We start from the raw sequence: 15797 nt of genomic DNA on the forward strand, positions 1-15797 counted from the left end.
GCTCGCTTTCGTTGACGTAAGGGGCGTGACGGACGGGCCGGGGGTCAGCCGACGGCGCCTTCCATCTGCAGCTCGATCAGCCGGTTGAGCTCCAGCGCGTACTCCATCGGGAGTTCCTTGGCGATGGGCTCGACGAAGCCGCGCACGATCATGGCCATCGCCTCGTCCTCGGAGAGACCGCGGCTCATCAGGTAGAAGAGCTGGTCCTCGGAGACCTTGGAGACGGTCGCCTCGTGTCCCATGGACACGTCGTCCTCACGCACGTCGACGTAGGGGTACGTGTCGGAGCGGGAGATGGTGTCGACGAGCAGCGCGTCGCACAGCACGTTGGACTTGGAGCCGGGGGCGCCCTCGCCGATCTCGATGAGACCACGGTAGGAGGTGCGGCCGCCGCCTCGCGCCACCGACTTGGAGACGATGTTGGAGGAGGTGTTCGGCGCCATGTGGACCATCTTGGCGCCGGCGTCCTGGTGCTGGCCCTCGCCGGCGAAGGCGATGGAGAGGGTCTCGCCCTTGGCGTGCTCGCCCATCAGGTAGACGGCCGGGTACTTCATCGTCACCTTGGAGCCGATGTTGCCGTCGACCCACTCCATGGTCGCGCCCTCGTAGGCGACGGCGCGCTTGGTGACCAGGTTGTAGACGTTGTTCGACCAGTTCTGGATGGTCGTGTAGCGGCAGCGGGCGTTCTTCTTGACGATGATCTCGACGACCGCGCTGTGCAGGGAGTCCGACTTGTAGATCGGGGCGGTGCAACCCTCGACGTAGTGCACGTAGGCGCCCTCGTCGACGATGATCAGGGTCCGCTCGAACTGGCCCATGTTCTCGGTGTTGATGCGGAAGTAGGCCTGGAGCGGGATCTCGACGTGCACGCCCTTCGGCACGTAGATGAAGGAGCCGCCGGACCACACCGCGGTGTTCAGCGCGGCGAACTTGTTGTCGCCGGCGGGGATGACGGTGCCGAAGTACTCCTTGAAGAGCTCCGGGTGCTCCTTCAGCGCGGTGTCGGTGTCGAGGAAGATGACGCCCTGCTCCTCCAGGTCCTCGCGGATCTGGTGGTAGACGACCTCCGACTCGTACTGGGCGGCGACACCGGCGACGAGGCGCTGCTTCTCCGCCTCCGGGATGCCCAGCTTGTCGTAGGTGTTCTTGATGTCCTCGGGCAGGTCCTCCCAGGACGCCGCCTGCTTCTCCGTGGAGCGCACGAAGTACTTGATGTTGTCGAAGTCGATGCCCGACAGGTCCGAGCCCCAGTTCGGCATGGGCTTCTTCTCGAAGAGCTTCAGGCCCTTGAGGCGGAGCTTGGTCATCCACTCCGGCTCGGACTTCTTCGAGGAGATGTCGTTGACGACGTCCTCGTTGATGCCGCGACGCGCGGACGCGCCGGCCGTGTCGGAGTCGGCCCAGCCGTATTCGTACTTGCCCAGGCCCTCGAGTTCGGGGTGAGCAGTCTCCGTGGGGAGAGTCATGCGGGGTTCCTCCCGGCCGTGCTTGCAGATGCGTTGTGACTGCGGTGGTCAGTGTGGGAAATCTTGGGGATGAACGTCGTGCAGACGCCGTCTCCGTGCGCGATGGTCGCCAGTCGCTGGACGTGCGTTCCGAGCAGCTGGGAGAAGATCTCCGTCTCGGCCTCGCACAACTGCGGGAACTTCTCCGCGACGTGGGCCACCGGGCAGTGGTGCTGACAGAGCTGCTCGCCTTTTTGAGGGAGGGGTGCGCTGCGCGCCGTAGCAGCGTACCCGTCCGCGCTCAGGGCCTTGGCCAGCGCTTCGGTGCGGTGCTCGGGGGCGGCGGCCTCGACGGCCTCGCGGTAGGCGGCGGCCTGTTCGGCGATCCGCGCGCGCGCGAACGCGACGACGGCCTCGTCCCCGCCGAAGCGCTCCTGGATCCAGCGCAGCGCGTCCGCGGCGAGCTTGTCGTAGGACTGATCGAAGGCGTCGCGGCCGCAGTCGGTGAGGGCGAAGACCTTGGCGGGGCGTCCGCGCGTCCGCGCGCCGTACACGCGCTGCTCGCGTGCCTCCACGACGTCGTCGGCGACCAGCGCGTCGAGATGCCTGCGTACGGCCGCGGGGGTGAGCCCGAGCCGTCCGGCCAGCTCGGTGACGGTCGACGGCCCGTGGTCCAGGATGGAGCGCGCGACCCGGTTGCGCGTCGAGCGCTCACCGGTCGCCAGCTCCTCCTGAGGGGCCCCCGCGGGGGTCTCCCGAGCCTGTCCGACGTTTTTCACAACGCCATTGTTGCGTAATTCGCCGGAGGCAGGCAAGCCGCGTCCGGCCGACCGGGCGGTGCGCTGTATCACTTAGGTAAAGCTAACCTGACCTGGGGAAACGATCTTTGATCGATCAGGCGACCGAGCCTTACCCGGTGCTTCCAGGGCACCTCCCGGCGTCCCCTGGGCGGCCCCGCGCGTCCGGGCGCCCGGCCGCGAACCTAGACTCTCCATCCATGCGAACTGAGCCTGTCGTCCAGGTCCAGGCCCTGGTGCAGCGGTACGGGACGAAGACCGCGGTGGACGGCCTCGACCTGGAGGCCCGGTCAGGCGTCACCGCCGTCCTCGGCCCCAACGGCGCCGGCAAGACGACGACGATCGAGACCTGCGAGGGATACCGCAAGCCGGACTCCGGCACCGTGCGCGTCCTCGGCCTCGACCCGGTGAGACAGGCCCGCGAGCTGCGCCCCCGGATCGGCGTGATGCTCCAGTCCGGCGGCGTCTACTCGGGCGCGCGGGCGGACGAGATGCTCCGCCATGTCGCGAAGCTGCACGCGAACCCGCTGGACGTGGACGCCCTCGTCGAGCGGCTCGGGCTCGGCAGCTGCGGCCGGACCTCCTACCGCCGGCTCTCCGGCGGGCAGCAGCAGCGGCTCGCACTGGCGATGGCCGTCGTCGGACGCCCTGAACTGGTGTTCCTGGACGAGCCGACCGCCGGCCTCGACCCGCAGGCCCGCCGCGCCACCTGGGACCTCGTCCGCGACCTGCGCGCCGACGGCGTCTGCGTGATCCTCACCACCCACTACATGGACGAGGCCGAGCAGCTCTGCGACGACGTCGCGATCATCGACGCCGGCCGGGTCATCGCCCAGGGCTCCCCGGAGGAGCTGTGCCGGGGCGGCGCCGAGAACACGCTCCGCTTCACCGGCCGCCCCGGGCTGGACGTGACCTCGCTGCTCAAGGCGCTGCCCGCGGACAGCACCGCCGAGGAGCTGACGCCGGGCTCGTACCGGGTCACCGGAAAGATCGACCCCCAGCTCCTGGCGACCGTCACCTCCTGGTGCGCGCAGCACGGTGTGATGCCTGACCGGATCTCGGTCGAACGGCACACCTTGGAGGACGTCTTCCTGGAGCTGACGGGAAAGGAACTGCGTTCATGACCGCCACCGGCACCCACACCCCGGCGCCGGGCGCCGCGCCGCTGCCACGGATGATCGGGGCCCAGGCGGCGCTGGAGACCCGGATGCTCCTGCGCAACGGTGAGCAACTGCTGCTGACCGTGGTGATTCCCACCCTGCTGCTGGTGCTGTTCAGCACGGTGGACATCGTGGACACCGGCGAGGGCGAGGCGGTGGACTTCCTCGCCCCGGGCGTCCTGGCGCTCGCCGTGATGTCGACGGCGTTCACCGGGCAGGCCATCGCCACCGGCTTCGAACGCCGCTACGGCGTGCTGAAGCGGCTGGCCGTCTCACCGCTGCCCCGCTGGGGCCTGATGACCGCGAAGACACTGTCGGTGCTGGTCACGGAGGTCCTCCAGGTCGTCCTGCTGACGGTGATCGCCTTCGCGCTGGGCTGGTCGCCGCACGGGAACCCGTTCGCCGTGCTGCTCCTGCTGGTGCTCGGCACGGCCGCCTTCTCCGGGCTCGGCCTGCTGATGGCGGGCACCCTGAAGGCCGAGGCGACGCTGGCCGCGGCCAACCTGGTGTTCCTGCTGCTGCTGGTGGGCGGTGGTGTGATCGTCCCCCTGGACAAGTTCCCGCCGGCGGCGCAGGACGTCCTCGCCCTGCTGCCGATCTCCGCCCTGTCCGGCGGCCTGCGGGACGTGCTCCAGCACGGGGCGGGCATGCCCTGGGGCGAACTCGGGATCCTGGCGGCGTGGGCGGTGGCGGGCCTGGCCGCGGCCGGCCGGTTCTTCCGTTGGGAGTAAGGAGTCACCCCCTCGTGAAAGCGTGCACAAGCTGCCCCCTACGATGGAAGGCGTGCCAAACGTGACCCGCGCCGACGCCCTGGCGGCCGTGCGCAATCCGCTCGCCTTCATCGCCGAACGCTGGACCCCCGCCCCCCGGACGGTTCAGCGGGCGGCCCTGTCCGCACTCGTGATGTCGGTGCTCATCGTGGTCACCGGCGGCGCGGTGCGGCTCACCGGGTCCGGCCTCGGCTGCCCGACCTGGCCCAAGTGCACCGAGGACTCCCTCACCGCGACCAGCGAGATGGGCTTCCACGGCGCCATCGAGTTCGGCAACCGCATGCTGACGTACGTGCTGTGCGCCGCGGTCGGCTGGGCGATCATCGCCGCCCGCTCGCAGAAGCCGTACCGGCGCGGCCTCACCCGGCTGGGCTGGGCCCAGTTCTGGGTGGTCATGAGCAATGCCGTGCTCGGCGGCATCGTCGTCCTCGTCGGCCTCAACCCCTACACCGTCGCCGCCCACTTCGTGGCCACGTCGGCGCTGATCGCGGTCGCCACGGTGATGTGGCAGCGCACCCGGGAGGGGGACGCGGCGCCCGAGCCGCTGGTCGGCGGCGCGGTGCGGCAGCTGGTGTGGTGCCTGGTCGGCGCGTCGGTCCTGCTGATCCTCGTCGGCACGGTCGTGACCGGCGCGGGCCCGCACGCCGGTGACTCCAGCGAGGTGGAGCGCATGCCGCTCGACTGGGAGACGGTCAGCAAGGCCCACGCCGTCCTCGCCTGGATCGTGGTGTCCCTGACGTTCGCCCTGTGGTTCGTGCTGAAGGCGGTCGACGCGCCGAAGGCCCCGCTGCACCGGACGCGGGAGCTGTTCGTCGTCCTGCTGTGCCAGGGAGTGGTGGGCTACGTCCAGTACTTCACGGATCTCCCGGAGATCCTGGTCGGCCTGCACATGCTCGGCTCCGCGCTGATGTGGATCTGGGTGCTGCGCGTGGTCCTCTCCCTGCGCGAGCGGCCCGCCGCCGGCGAGGCCGACGCCGTGCCGCCGGCTCAGGAGTACTTCTCCACCAGAGCGTCGATCGCCGGTCCCAGGTAACCCCGCGCCAGCCCGCTCCGGCGGGCCCGCCACTCCTGCCCGGAGAACAGCGGCCGCTGCCCGTACCGTCGCCGCCGAACGTCCTCGACGACCTCGGCGGGCGCCCCGAGCCCCGGCAGTTCCGCCAGCGCCTCCCGCTTGGAGATCAGCCGCCCCTCCCGCAGGGTGACGGCGGCCCGGGCGAAGGTCGTCAGGCCCAGGTCCACCCAGACGTCCCGGGTCCACAGCCGCGCCTCGTCCACGGCCGGCCGCCAGAAGTCGCGCTGGTCCCGCACGACGAAGGCCTCGAGTTCGAGGTCCGGCACCGGCGGCAGCGACTCGGCCGGCGCGCCCCCGTGCAGCACCCGGCCGAAGGTGTGCAGCTCACGCCGGGTGACCGGCGTGACCGTCCGCCTGAACAGCCGTCCATGGGCCCAGGTGAGATGCCTGCGTTCCGAGCCCGAGGCCGTGGCGGGCGTCAGATAGGTGCAGTGCAGCAGGTCCGCGAGCGGCTCGGTGCGCAGCCGGGCGTGGGCCACGGCCACCTCCCAGACGGTCCGCGCGGTGATCGGTTCCCGGAGTACGGCGATCAGATCCAGGTCGCTGCGTCCCTCCTGGTAGTCGCCTCCCGCGAGCGAGCCGTGCGCCCAGACGGCGAGGGGCTGCCGGTGAGCGGGGCCGGCGGGAGCCGGTACGGCGGACGGGACGGACAGGGAGGAGAGGGCGGCCAGGAAGCGGTCGAGTAACGCGTCGGTCCGGTTCATACGGCCAGTCTGGTCAGCTCAGCCCAGTCCGTACACCCTCCTCGCGTTCTCCGACGCGATCATCGACGCCACCCGCTGCGCGTCCGCCGGGGACCAGGCGCCCTCCGCGACCCACGCGCCCAGGACCCGGCCGAGGGCCTCGCGGAACAGCCGGGCGCCCACCACGTGCAGTTCGGGGAGCGCCTGCGCGCCGCTGGAGAAGAGGATCTTGCCGAAGGGGGCCAGTTCCAGGGTCTCCGCCAGGATCGTCGCCGCGCGGGCGCCGCTGTGGACGAGCGCGGTGCCGGAGTCGGCGTAGACGTGCGGGAAGACGCCGGCGAGGCGGGCGGCGTGCCGGTGGTGGGGGTGGCCGGGCAGCAGGACCAGATCGGCGCCGAGGCCGGCCGTCGCGCGGGCGAAGTCCGTCAGGAGGGCGGGGTGGTCGGCGCGGCCGGCGCGCGACCAGGGCTCCGCGGGCCCGGCGTGCAGTTGCAGCGGCAGTCCGGTGGCGAGCGCGCTCCACAGCAGGTGGCGCAGCAGCACCGGGTCGCTCAGCTCTCCGCCAGCCCGACGGCCGGTCAGCCAGCGGCCCGCCGCGCCCCGCACCTCCCCCGGTCCAGGCGGCTCGGGTGCGAGCGCGTGGCCGTGCCGCAGGCCGGCCACCGAGGTGAAGGCGACGGCGTGCGCGGCAGCGCCGTGCAGCGCCTCGGCGAGGTTGGCGAGGAAGGCCTCGACGGTCCCGGAGGTGTCGGCGACCTGCTCGGCGAGCGGCTCCAGCCGTACGATCTCGCGGGCCTCGGCCGCTCCGGCGGAGGCGATCTCCTCGGGCCCGGTGAGATCGCCGGGCAGCCCGGTGTCGACGAGGTAGGTGGTGACGCCGCTGCCCCGCAGCAGTCGGCGTCCCGCCTCCAGCACGCCGAGTTCACGGCGGCGGGCGAGATAGCCGGCCGGCGGACAGTGCGGCTCCAGTCCGAGCAGCGGCGGGCACCAGCGGCGTACGGCGAAGCCGGTCTGGGTGTCGAAGAGGGTGGTGCCGGGGGCGGGCGGGCCCTCGGTGCGGGACAGCCGGGCCTCGAAGGTGCCGAGGCCCAGCTCCGTTCTCAGCACGCCGTGGCAGTACTGGTCCACCAGGGACGGCGTTTCGATCATCGGGCTCTCCCGCGGGTCGACCACGTCGTTCCCCCGGCTAACGGGCGAACCGCGCTCCAGGTCGCGGGCGGCCGCGGGAGTGGGCGGCGGACGCTCCCGCCCGGGGTGGTCAGCCGTTCGACGGTCCGCCCACCTGGATCCCCGCCATCCGGGTCCATTCGTACGGCCCGGTCCTGACCTTGGCCGCGAACTCGCCGTCGAAGGACTCGTGGGCGGTGATGCCCGACTTCTCGACGGCCTTGCGGGCGATCTCGACCGAGGGGGCCACCAGGTCGCCCCAGCCGCCGTCCTCGCCGACGAGGACGATCCGGGCGCCCCGCTCGCCGATGTACGCGACCTGGCCCTCGGCCCCGCCGTGCTCCTTGGAGAAGGCGCCGATCCGCTTGGCCAGCCGGGCCGCCGTGCGCTCGGCCTTCGCCTCAACCTGCTTGCTGTCTGCCATGGTCAGGATGCTACCGACGGGTAGGCCGAACGGCGACGGCCGGGGTGCGTGGCTTTGACCACGCACCCCGGCCGTCATGATCCGCCGGATGGGCGCTCAGCGCAGGAAGGGGTCCACCGCGACCGCCACGAACAGCAGGGAGACGTAGGTGATCGACCAGTGGAACAGCCGCATCTCCTTCAGCTTCCCGCCCGTCGCCTCGGCCTTCGCGCGGTTCTGCAGGGCGTGCGCCTCCCACAGCCACCATCCGCCGGCGGCCAGTGCGACCGCGGTGTAGAACCAGCCGGTGTAGCCGAGCGGCGTCAGCAGCAGCGAGACGGCGACCATCACCCAGCTGTAGATCACGATCTGCTTGGCGACGGTCTTGTTGGAGGCGATCACCGGGAGCATCGGCACGCCCACGCGCGCGTAGTCGTCCTTCACCTTCATGGACAGCGGCCAGTAGTGCGGCGGCGTCCAGAAGAAGATGACGGCGAAGAGGATCACCGGCGCCCAGGACAGCGAGTTCGTCACGGCCGACCAGCCGATCAGCACCGGCATGCAGCCCGCGATGCCGCCCCACACGATGTTCTGCGACGTGCGCCGCTTGAGGATCATCGTGTAGACGACGACGTAGAAGAGGAGTGCCCCGAGGGCGAGCCAGGCGGACAGCCAGTTGACGGTGAGGCCGAACAGCAGGGTCGACACGACGGCCAGCGTGACGCCGAAGGCGAGGCACTCACGGGGACTGACCATGCCGGTGACCAGCGGACGCTGCGAGGTGCGGTCCATGAGCGCGTCGATGTCGCGGTCGATGTACATGTTCAGCGCGTTCGCGCCGCCCGCGGACAGATAGCCGCCGACGGAGGTGAGCAGGACCAGCTCCAGGTCCGGAACACCCTGCTGCGCCAGGAACATCACCGGCACGGTGGTGATCAGCAGCAGTTCGATGATCCGCGGCTTGGTCAGCGCCACGAACGCCTTGACACGGGCCCCGAACGGCCGGTGGCTCGGGCTCTGGCTCGTCCCGATCATCCCTACTGGACGGGATTCAACGGCCGTCACGCACACCCCTGACAGAGACTCCCAGCGAGCCTGCCGGTGTGAAGTCCCGGTAAAGGCTCGCGCGTACCACGCCACTGTAGACGTTGCCCATACTTCGTCCTTCGCGGGGGTGGGTCGTGTTGACGGGGGCCGGCCCCAGGGGGTGCCGGGGGGTGTTCGAGGGGGTCGCTCATCAGTGCCCGCGTGGCTCGATTGAGCAGTCGGATGAGCGGGTCCGTATTCATGTGTGGCAAGGGGAAAGGGCCCGGTCGGGAGGCGGATGCCGACGCGGCCCGGCAGTCTGGAATGACGCGAAAAAGGCGCCTCCTCACAGGGGTAGGCTCGACAGCGGCCGGTGCGCGCACAGCGCACCGGCAGCCGGTGGGCGCGCGCCCGCAACAGCCGGTATTCGACATGTGGAGAGGAGCCCTGACTCAGGGTGAGCACCAAGCCGACCACCACAGACCTCGAGTGGACCGAGTGGGACCAGCGGGCCGTGGACACCGCCCGCGTCCTTGCCGCCGACGCCGTACAGAAGGTCGGCAACGGCCATCCCGGTACGGCGATGAGCCTGGCTCCCGCCGCATACACCCTTTTCCAGAAGGTGATGCGGCATGACCCCGCCGACCCGGACTGGGTCGGCCGCGACCGCTTCGTGCTGTCCGCGGGCCACTCGTCCCTGACCCTCTACACCCAGCTGTACCTGGCCGGTTTCGGCCTGGAGCTGGACGACCTGAAGGCGTTCAGGACGTGGGGTTCGAAGACCCCGGGCCACCCGGAGTACGGCCACACCGTGGGCGTGGAGACGACGACCGGTCCGCTGGGCCAGGGCGTCGCCAACGCCGTCGGCATGGCGATGGCCGCCCGCTACGAGCGCGGTCTGTTCGACCCGGAGGCCGCCGAGGGCGAGTCCCCCTTCGACCACTTCGTCTACTGCATCGCCGGTGACGGCTGCCTCCAGGAGGGGATCTCCGCGGAGGCGTCCTCGCTGGCCGGTCACCAGAAGCTCGGCAACCTGGTCCTGCTGTGGGACGACAACCACATCTCGATCGAGGGCGACACCGAGACCGCCGTCTCCGAGGACACCGTCAAGCGGTACGAGGCGTACGGCTGGCATGTGCAGCGCGTCGCCCCCAAGCCGGACGGCGACCTCGACCCGCACGCCCTCTACGACGCGATCGAGGAAGCGAAGAAGGTGACGGACAGGCCGTCCTTCATCGCGATGCGCTCGATCATCGCCTGGCCGGCCCCGAACGCCCAGAACACCGAGGCCGCGCACGGCTCGGCGCTCGGCGACGACGAGGTCGCGGCCACCAAGCGCGTCCTCGGCTTCGACCCGGAGCAGACCTTCGAGGTCTCCGACGAGGTCATCGGGCACACCCGGGAGGCGCTGAAGCGCGGCGCCGAGGCGAAGGCCGAGTGGGAGAAGTCGTTCCAGCGGTGGCGCGACGAGAACGCCGAGCGGGCCGCCGAGTTCGACCGGATCGCGGCGGGCGAGCTGCCGGCCGGCTGGGAGGAGAAGCTCCCGGTGTTCGAGCCCGGCAAGGGCGTCGCCACGCGCGCCGCGTCCGGCAAGGTGCTCCAGGCGCTCGGCGGTGTGATCCCCGAGCTGTGGGGCGGTTCGGCCGACCTGGCCGGCTCCAACAACACCACCATCGACAAGACGTCGTCGTTCCTGCCCGCCGGCAACCCGCTGCCGGAGGCCGACCCGTACGGCCGCACCGTGCACTTCGGCATCCGCGAGCACTCCATGGCCGCGGAGATGAACGGCATCGCCCTGCACGGCAACACCCGTGTCTACGGCGGCACCTTCCTGGTGTTCTCCGACTACATGCGCAACGCGGTGCGCCTGTCGGCCCTGATGCACGTGCCGGTGACGTACGTGTGGACGCACGACTCCATCGGTCTCGGTGAGGACGGCCCCACCCACCAGCCGGTCGAGCACCTCGCCGCGCTGCGCGCCATCCCGGGCCTCAACGTCGTGCGCCCGGCGGACGCCAACGAGACCGCGATCGCCTGGCGCGAGATCCTCAGGCGCTGGACGAAGGAGTTCGGCAAGGGCGCCCCGCACGGTCTGGTGCTGACCCGTCAGGGCGTGCCGACCTACGAGCCCAACGAGGGCGCGGCGCGCGGCGGTTACGTCCTGCTGGAGGCCGAAGGCGGCGACGCTCAGGTCGTCCTGATCGCCACCGGTTCCGAGGTGCACGTGGCCGTCGAGGCGCGTGAGCAGCTCCAGGCCGACGGTGTCCCCACCCGCGTGGTGTCGATGCCGTCCGTGGAGTGGTTCGAGGAGCAGGACCAGGGGTACCGGGACAGCGTGCTGCCGCCGTCGGTGAGGGCCCGGGTCGCGGTCGAGGCGGGCATCGGACTGACCTGGCACAAGTACGTCGGGGACGCCGGTCGCATCGTTTCCCTGGAGCACTTCGGTGCTTCGGCCGACGGCAAGGTCCTCTTCCGCGAGTACGGCTTCACTGCCGAGAACGTCGCCGCGCAGGCGAGGGAATCCCTGGCCGCGGCCCAGCGCTGACGCCCCAATACACGACACGTAGGAGATGTAATTCCATGACAGACGCACTCAAGCGCCTCTCCGAGGAAGGCGTCGCGATCTGGCTGGACGACCTGTCGCGCAAGCGGATCACGTCCGGCAACCTCGCCGAGCTGATCGACCAGCAGCACGTCGTGGGCGTCACCACCAACCCGTCGATCTTCCAGAAGGCGATCTCGCAGGGCGACGGTTACGACCAGCAGCTGTCGGACCTCGCCTCCCGCAAGGTCACGGTCGAAGAGGCCATCCGCATGATCACGACGGCGGACGTCCGTGACGCCGCCGACATCCTGCGCCCGGTCTTCGACGCCACCGGCGGTCAGGACGGCCGGGTCTCCATCGAGGTCGACCCGCGGCTCGCCCACCACACCAAGCCGACGGTCGCCGAGGCCAAGCAGCTCGCCTGGCTGGTCGACCGGCCCAACACGCTGATCAAGATCCCGGCCACCATGGGCGGCCTTCCCGCGATCGGCGAGGTCATCGGCCACGGCATCAGCGTCAACGTCACGCTGATCTTCTCCCTGGAGCGCTACCGCCAGGTGATGGACGCCTACCTGAGCGGCCTGGAGAAGGCCAAGGAGCGCGGCCTGGACCTGTCGAAGATCCACTCCGTGGCGTCCTTCTTCGTGTCCCGCGTGGACACCGAGATCGACAAGCGGCTCGACGCGCTCGGCACCGACGAGGCCAAGGCCGCCCGCGGCAAGGCCGGCCTCGCCAACGCCCGGCTCGCCTACCAGGCGTACGAGGAGGTCTTCTCCTCGGACCGCTGGCTGGCGCTGGAGAAGGCGGGCGCCAACAAGCAGCGTCCGCTGTGGGCCTCCACCGGTGTGAAGGACCCGGCGTACAAGGACACGCTGTACGTGGACGACCTGGTGGCGCCGAACACGGTGAACACCATGCCGGAGGCGACCCTGTTCGCCGCCGACGACCACGGCGAGATCACCGGCAACACCGTCGCCGGCACCTACGAGCAGGCGCGCGCGGACCTCGACGCGGTCGAGAAGCTGGGGATCTCCTACGACGAGGTCGTGCAGCTGCTGGAGGACGAGGGCGTCGAGAAGTTCGAGGCGTCCTGGAACGACCTGCTCAAGTCGACCGAGGCGGAGCTCCAGCGCCTCGCCCCTTCGGAGGACTGAGGACTTGTCATCCCTTCCCGGTTCCGGAGCCAATCCGCTTCGTGACCCCGCAGACCGACGGCTCCCGCGTATCGCGGGGCCGTCGGGCCTGGTCATCTTCGGCGTCACGGGCGACCTGTCGCGCAAGAAGCTGATGCCCGCGGTGTACGACCTCGCGAACCGGGGTCTGCTGCCGCCGGGCTTCTCGCTGGTCGGGTTCGCCCGCCGCGAATGGGCCCACGAGGACTTCGCGCAGGAGGTCCACGACGCGGTCAAGGAACACGCCCGCACGCCCTTCCGCGAGGAGGTCTGGCAGCAGCTCATCCAGGGGATGCGCTTCGTGCAGGGCACCTTCGACGACGACGACGCCTTCGAGCGGCTTCGGGCGACGATCGGGGAACTGGACAAGGCGCAGGGCACCGGCGGTAATTTCGCCTTCTACCTGTCGGTGCCCCCGGGCGCCTTCCCGGTGGTCATCCAGCAGCTGAAGAAGCACGGGCTGGCGGACCAGAAGGGCGGCCACTGGCGGCGCGCGGTCATCGAGAAGCCGTTCGGCCACGACCTGAAGTCGGCCGAGGAGCTCAACGAGATCGTCCACGAGGTCTTCGCCCCGGACCAGGTCTTCCGGATCGACCACTACCTGGGCAAGGAGACCGTCCAGAACATCCTGGCGCTGCGCTTCGCCAACACGATGTTCGAGCCGATCTGGAACCGGTCCTTCGTGGACCATGTGCAGATCACGATGGCCGAGGACATCGGCATCGGCGGCCGGGCCGGCTACTACGACGGCATCGGCGCGGCGCGGGACGTCATCCAGAACCACCTGCTCCAGCTGATGGCCCTCACGGCCATGGAGGAGCCCGCCTCCTTCGACGCCGACGCGCTCGCCGCGGAGAAGACCAAGGTGCTCGGCGCTGTCCGGCTGCCGAAGGACCTCGGACGCGACACCGTGCACGGCCAGTACGCGGCCGGGTGGCAGGGCGGCGAGAAAGCCGTCGGCTATCTGGAAGAGGACGGCATCGACCCCAAGTCGAAGACCGACACCTACGCGGCGATCAAGGTCGAGGTCGACAACCGCCGCTGGGCGGGCGTCCCCTTCTACCTGCGCACCGGCAAGCGCCTCGGCCGCCGGGTCACCGAGATCGCGGTGGTCTTCCAGCGGGCCCCGCACTCCCCCTTCGACCACACGGCGACGGAGGAACTGGGCAAGAACGCGATCGTCATCCGCGTCCAGCCCGACGAGGGCGTGACGGTCCGCTTCGGCTCCAAGGTGCCGGGCACCTCGATGGAGATCCGGGACGTGTCCATGGACTTCGCCTACGGCGAGTCCTTCACGGAGTCCTCGCCCGAGGCATACGAGCGCCTCATCCTGGACGTCCTCCTCGGCGACTCCAACCTCTTCCCGCGCACCGAGGAGGTCGAGCTGTCCTGGAAGATCCTCGACCCGATCGAGGAGTACTGGGACAAGAACGGCAAGCCCGCCCAGTACCAGGCCGGCACCTGGGGACCCGTCGAGGCGGACGAGATGCTCGAACGAGACGGACGGAGCTGGCGCCGGCCATGAAGACAGACCTCACGGACACCACGGCCAGCAAGATCAACAAGGCGCTGGTCCAGGGCCGCCGGGCGATCGGCACGCCGGCCGTGGGCATGGTGCTCACGCTGGTCATCGTCACCGACGAGGAGAACGCGTACGACGCTCTCAAGGCGGCCGGCGACGCGTCGCACGAGCACCCCTCGCGCACGCTCGTGGTGATCAAGCGCGTCTCCCGCTCCCCCCGCGACCGCACCCAGTCCCGGCTGGACGCGGAGGTGCGGGTCGGCGCGGACGCGGGCACCGGCGAGACGGTCGTGCTGCGGCTGTACGGGGAGGTGGCCGACCACGCGCAGTCGGTGGTGCTGCCCCTGCTGCTGCCGGACGCGCCCGTCGTCGCGTGGTGGCCGGTCAACGCGCCGCTCGACCCGGCCCAGGACCCCCTGGGCGCGCTGGCCCAGCGCCGTGTCACCGACACCTACGCCGCCGAGCAGCCCGTACGGGACCTGGCGGCCCGCTCCGAGGCCTACACCCCCGGCGACACCGACCTGTCGTGGACCCGGATCACGCCCTGGCGTTCGATGCTGGCGGCGGCCCTGGACCAGGTCACCTGCAAGGTGGAGTCGGTCGAGGTGGAGGGCGAGGAGTTCAACCCGAGCTGCGAGCTGCTGGCGATGTGGCTGGGCGACCGGCTGGACGTCCCCGTCAAGCGCTCGCTGTCCGCCGGGCCGGGGCTCACGGCGGTGCGCATGTCCACCGACTGCGGCCCGATCGCGCTGGACCGGGCCGACGGCTCGCTGGCCACGCTCTCCATAGAGGGCCAGCCCGACCGCGCGGTGGCGCTCAAGCGGCGGGACACCGCCGAGCTGATCGCGGAGGAACTGCGGCGGCTGGACCCGGACGACACCTACGCCTCGGCGCTGCGGTTCGGCGTGGAGCGGCTGGCGGCGGGACAGGTCACACCGGCGGCCCGGGCGGAGCGGGCGCAGGCCGGCTACGGCTCGGACGAGCCGGCTTCGGGTGACGCGGCCTCGGGTGGAGCGGCCTCCGAGGGAGCGGCTTCGGAGGAACCGCGACCGGCTTCGGGTGAACCGGCTGCCGGTGGATCGGCCGAAGGGGAGCCGGCCGCCGTCGCCACTCCCGTGGAGGAGGCCGCGAAGGCGCCCGCCCAGCAGGCGGCCAAGAAGACGGCCCGCAAGGCCCCGGCGAAGAAGGCGGCGGCGAAGTGAGCGCCCCGCAGCTCGTCGTCCACCACGACAAGGAACTGATGGCGCAGGCCGCCGCCGCCCGTCTGATCACGAAGATCGTGGACGCGCAGGCATCCCGGGGCCACGCCTGCGTGGTCCTGACCGGGGGGCGCAACGGCAACGGCCTGCTGGCCGCGCTGGCGACCGCGCCCGCCCGGGACGCCGTCGACTGGTCCCGGATCGACCTGTGGTGGGGCGACGAGCGCTTCCTGCCCGAGGGCGACCCGGAACGCAACGACACGCAGGCCCGCGAAGCCCTGCTGGACTCCGTCCCCGTGGATCCGAAGCGCGTGCACGCCATGCCCGCGTCGGACGGTCCCCACGGCGCCGATGTGGAGGCCGCCGCGGCGGCCTACGCCGAGGAACTGGCCCGCGCGGCCGGCCCTGAGAACCATGGCGCCGTCCCCACCTTCGACGTCCTGATGCTGGGCGTCGGCCCGGACACCCACGTGGCCTCGCTCTTCCCGGAGCTGCCGGCCGTACGGGAGACCGAGCGCACGGTGGTCGGCGTGCGCGGCGCGCCCAAGCCGCCGCCGACCCGTATCACCCTCACCCTCCCGGCGATCCGGGCGGCCCGTGAGGTGTGGCTGCTGGCGGCCGGCGAGGACAAGGCGCGGGCGGCGGCGATCGCCCTGTCGGGCGCGGGCGAGATCCAGGCTCCGGCGGCCGGCGCGCGCGGCCGTGCGCGCACGCTGTGGCTGCTGGACTCGGCGGCCGCGTCCGAGCTGCCCAGGGCGCTGTACCCGCCGGCATCGCCGTGACGTACGGGGCCTGAGCACGGGTCGACGGGTGAGGGCGGCGGACCGACACGGTCC

14 protein-coding genes are annotated in these 15797 nt (G+C 71.0%); 8 read left to right on the plus strand and 6 right to left on the minus strand.

Translation table 11 applies throughout. The features are described 5' to 3' along the window. Positions 1-44 precede the first annotated feature (44 nt). Together sufB and ACIRS4_RS07440 are read right to left on the minus strand one after the other, a co-directional pair. Positions 45-1466, minus strand: a complete 1422-nt coding sequence (gene sufB, locus ACIRS4_RS07435; RefSeq protein ID WP_403816409.1) for a Fe-S cluster assembly protein SufB — start codon at positions 1464-1466, stop codon at positions 45-47. Continuing rightward, positions 1463-2224 (minus strand): helix-turn-helix transcriptional regulator, encoded by a 762-nt coding sequence (locus ACIRS4_RS07440; RefSeq protein ID WP_404191384.1) that lies wholly within the window; start codon positions 2222-2224, stop codon positions 1463-1465. Before ACIRS4_RS07440 ends, sufB begins: the two co-directional genes overlap by 4 nt. A 218-nt stretch (positions 2225-2442) precedes the next feature. On the opposite strand from ACIRS4_RS07440, the gene ACIRS4_RS07445 reads away from it, so the two are divergent. From ACIRS4_RS07445 to ACIRS4_RS07455, 3 genes are read left to right on the plus strand one after another with little or no spacing between them, the layout of a single operon-like run. Next, complete coding sequence (locus tag ACIRS4_RS07445; protein ID WP_404191387.1) at positions 2443-3366, plus strand: ABC transporter ATP-binding protein; 924 nt, start codon at positions 2443-2445, stop codon at positions 3364-3366. Beyond that, positions 3363-4133, plus strand: a complete 771-nt coding sequence (locus ACIRS4_RS07450) for an ABC transporter permease (RefSeq protein WP_404191391.1) — start codon at positions 3363-3365, stop codon at positions 4131-4133. Before ACIRS4_RS07445 ends, ACIRS4_RS07450 begins: the two co-directional genes overlap by 4 nt. Positions 4134-4176: 43 nt before the next feature. Then, positions 4177-5205 carry a heme A synthase gene (locus ACIRS4_RS07455; protein WP_404191394.1) on the plus strand — a complete coding sequence of 343 codons (1029 nt, stop codon included), beginning with the start codon at positions 4177-4179 and terminating at the stop codon, positions 5203-5205. Here ACIRS4_RS07455 and ACIRS4_RS07460 read toward each other — a convergent pair. The 4 genes from ACIRS4_RS07460 to ACIRS4_RS07475 form a co-directional block, all read right to left on the minus strand. Further along, positions 5160-5948: a nucleotidyltransferase gene (locus ACIRS4_RS07460; RefSeq protein WP_404191397.1), complete on the minus strand. Its 789-nt coding sequence runs from the start codon at positions 5946-5948 to the stop codon at positions 5160-5162. The two genes, ACIRS4_RS07455 and ACIRS4_RS07460, sit on opposite strands and share 46 nt — an antisense overlap. Positions 5949-5966: 18 nt before the next feature. Then, entirely contained in the window at positions 5967-7076 is a 1110-nt protein-coding gene (locus ACIRS4_RS07465; RefSeq protein WP_404191399.1) for an amidohydrolase, read from the minus strand. Between the two features lie 109 nt (positions 7077-7185). Then, entirely contained in the window at positions 7186-7518 is a 333-nt protein-coding gene (locus tag ACIRS4_RS07470) for a hypothetical protein (RefSeq protein ID WP_351096946.1), read from the minus strand. Positions 7519-7614: 96 nt separating this feature from the next. Continuing rightward, complete coding sequence (locus ACIRS4_RS07475; protein WP_404192087.1) at positions 7615-8532, minus strand: heme o synthase; 918 nt, start codon at positions 8530-8532, stop codon at positions 7615-7617. 448 nt (positions 8533-8980) lie between these two features. Here ACIRS4_RS07475 and tkt point away from each other — a divergent pair, with 448 nt between their 5' ends. Genes tkt through pgl form a run of 5 tightly spaced genes read left to right on the plus strand, consistent with a single transcriptional unit; the run spans position 8981 to position 15743 of the window. After that, positions 8981-11068, plus strand: a complete 2088-nt coding sequence (tkt, locus tag ACIRS4_RS07480) for a transketolase (RefSeq protein ID WP_404191401.1) — start codon at positions 8981-8983, stop codon at positions 11066-11068. 35 nt (positions 11069-11103) lie between these two features. Continuing rightward, positions 11104-12222, plus strand: coding sequence for a transaldolase (tal, locus tag ACIRS4_RS07485; protein WP_404191404.1), 1119 nt, complete (start codon positions 11104-11106; stop codon positions 12220-12222). A gap of 4 nt (positions 12223-12226) precedes the next feature. Further along, positions 12227-13765: a glucose-6-phosphate dehydrogenase gene (zwf, locus tag ACIRS4_RS07490; protein WP_358795056.1), complete on the plus strand. Its 1539-nt coding sequence runs from the start codon at positions 12227-12229 to the stop codon at positions 13763-13765. Next, entirely contained in the window at positions 13762-14964 is a 1203-nt protein-coding gene (gene opcA, locus ACIRS4_RS07495; RefSeq protein WP_404191407.1) for a glucose-6-phosphate dehydrogenase assembly protein OpcA, read from the plus strand. The genes zwf and opcA overlap by 4 nt, the downstream gene beginning before the upstream one ends. After that, on the plus strand, positions 14961-15743 hold the full coding sequence (pgl, locus tag ACIRS4_RS07500; protein WP_404191410.1) for a 6-phosphogluconolactonase: 783 nt from the start codon (positions 14961-14963) through the stop codon (positions 15741-15743). The genes opcA and pgl overlap by 4 nt, the downstream gene beginning before the upstream one ends. The last annotated feature ends 54 nt before the right edge of the window (positions 15744-15797 follow it).

The organism is Streptomyces sp. NPDC101166, assembly GCF_044768125.1.
GTDB lineage: Bacteria > Actinomycetota > Actinomycetes > Streptomycetales > Streptomycetaceae > Streptomyces.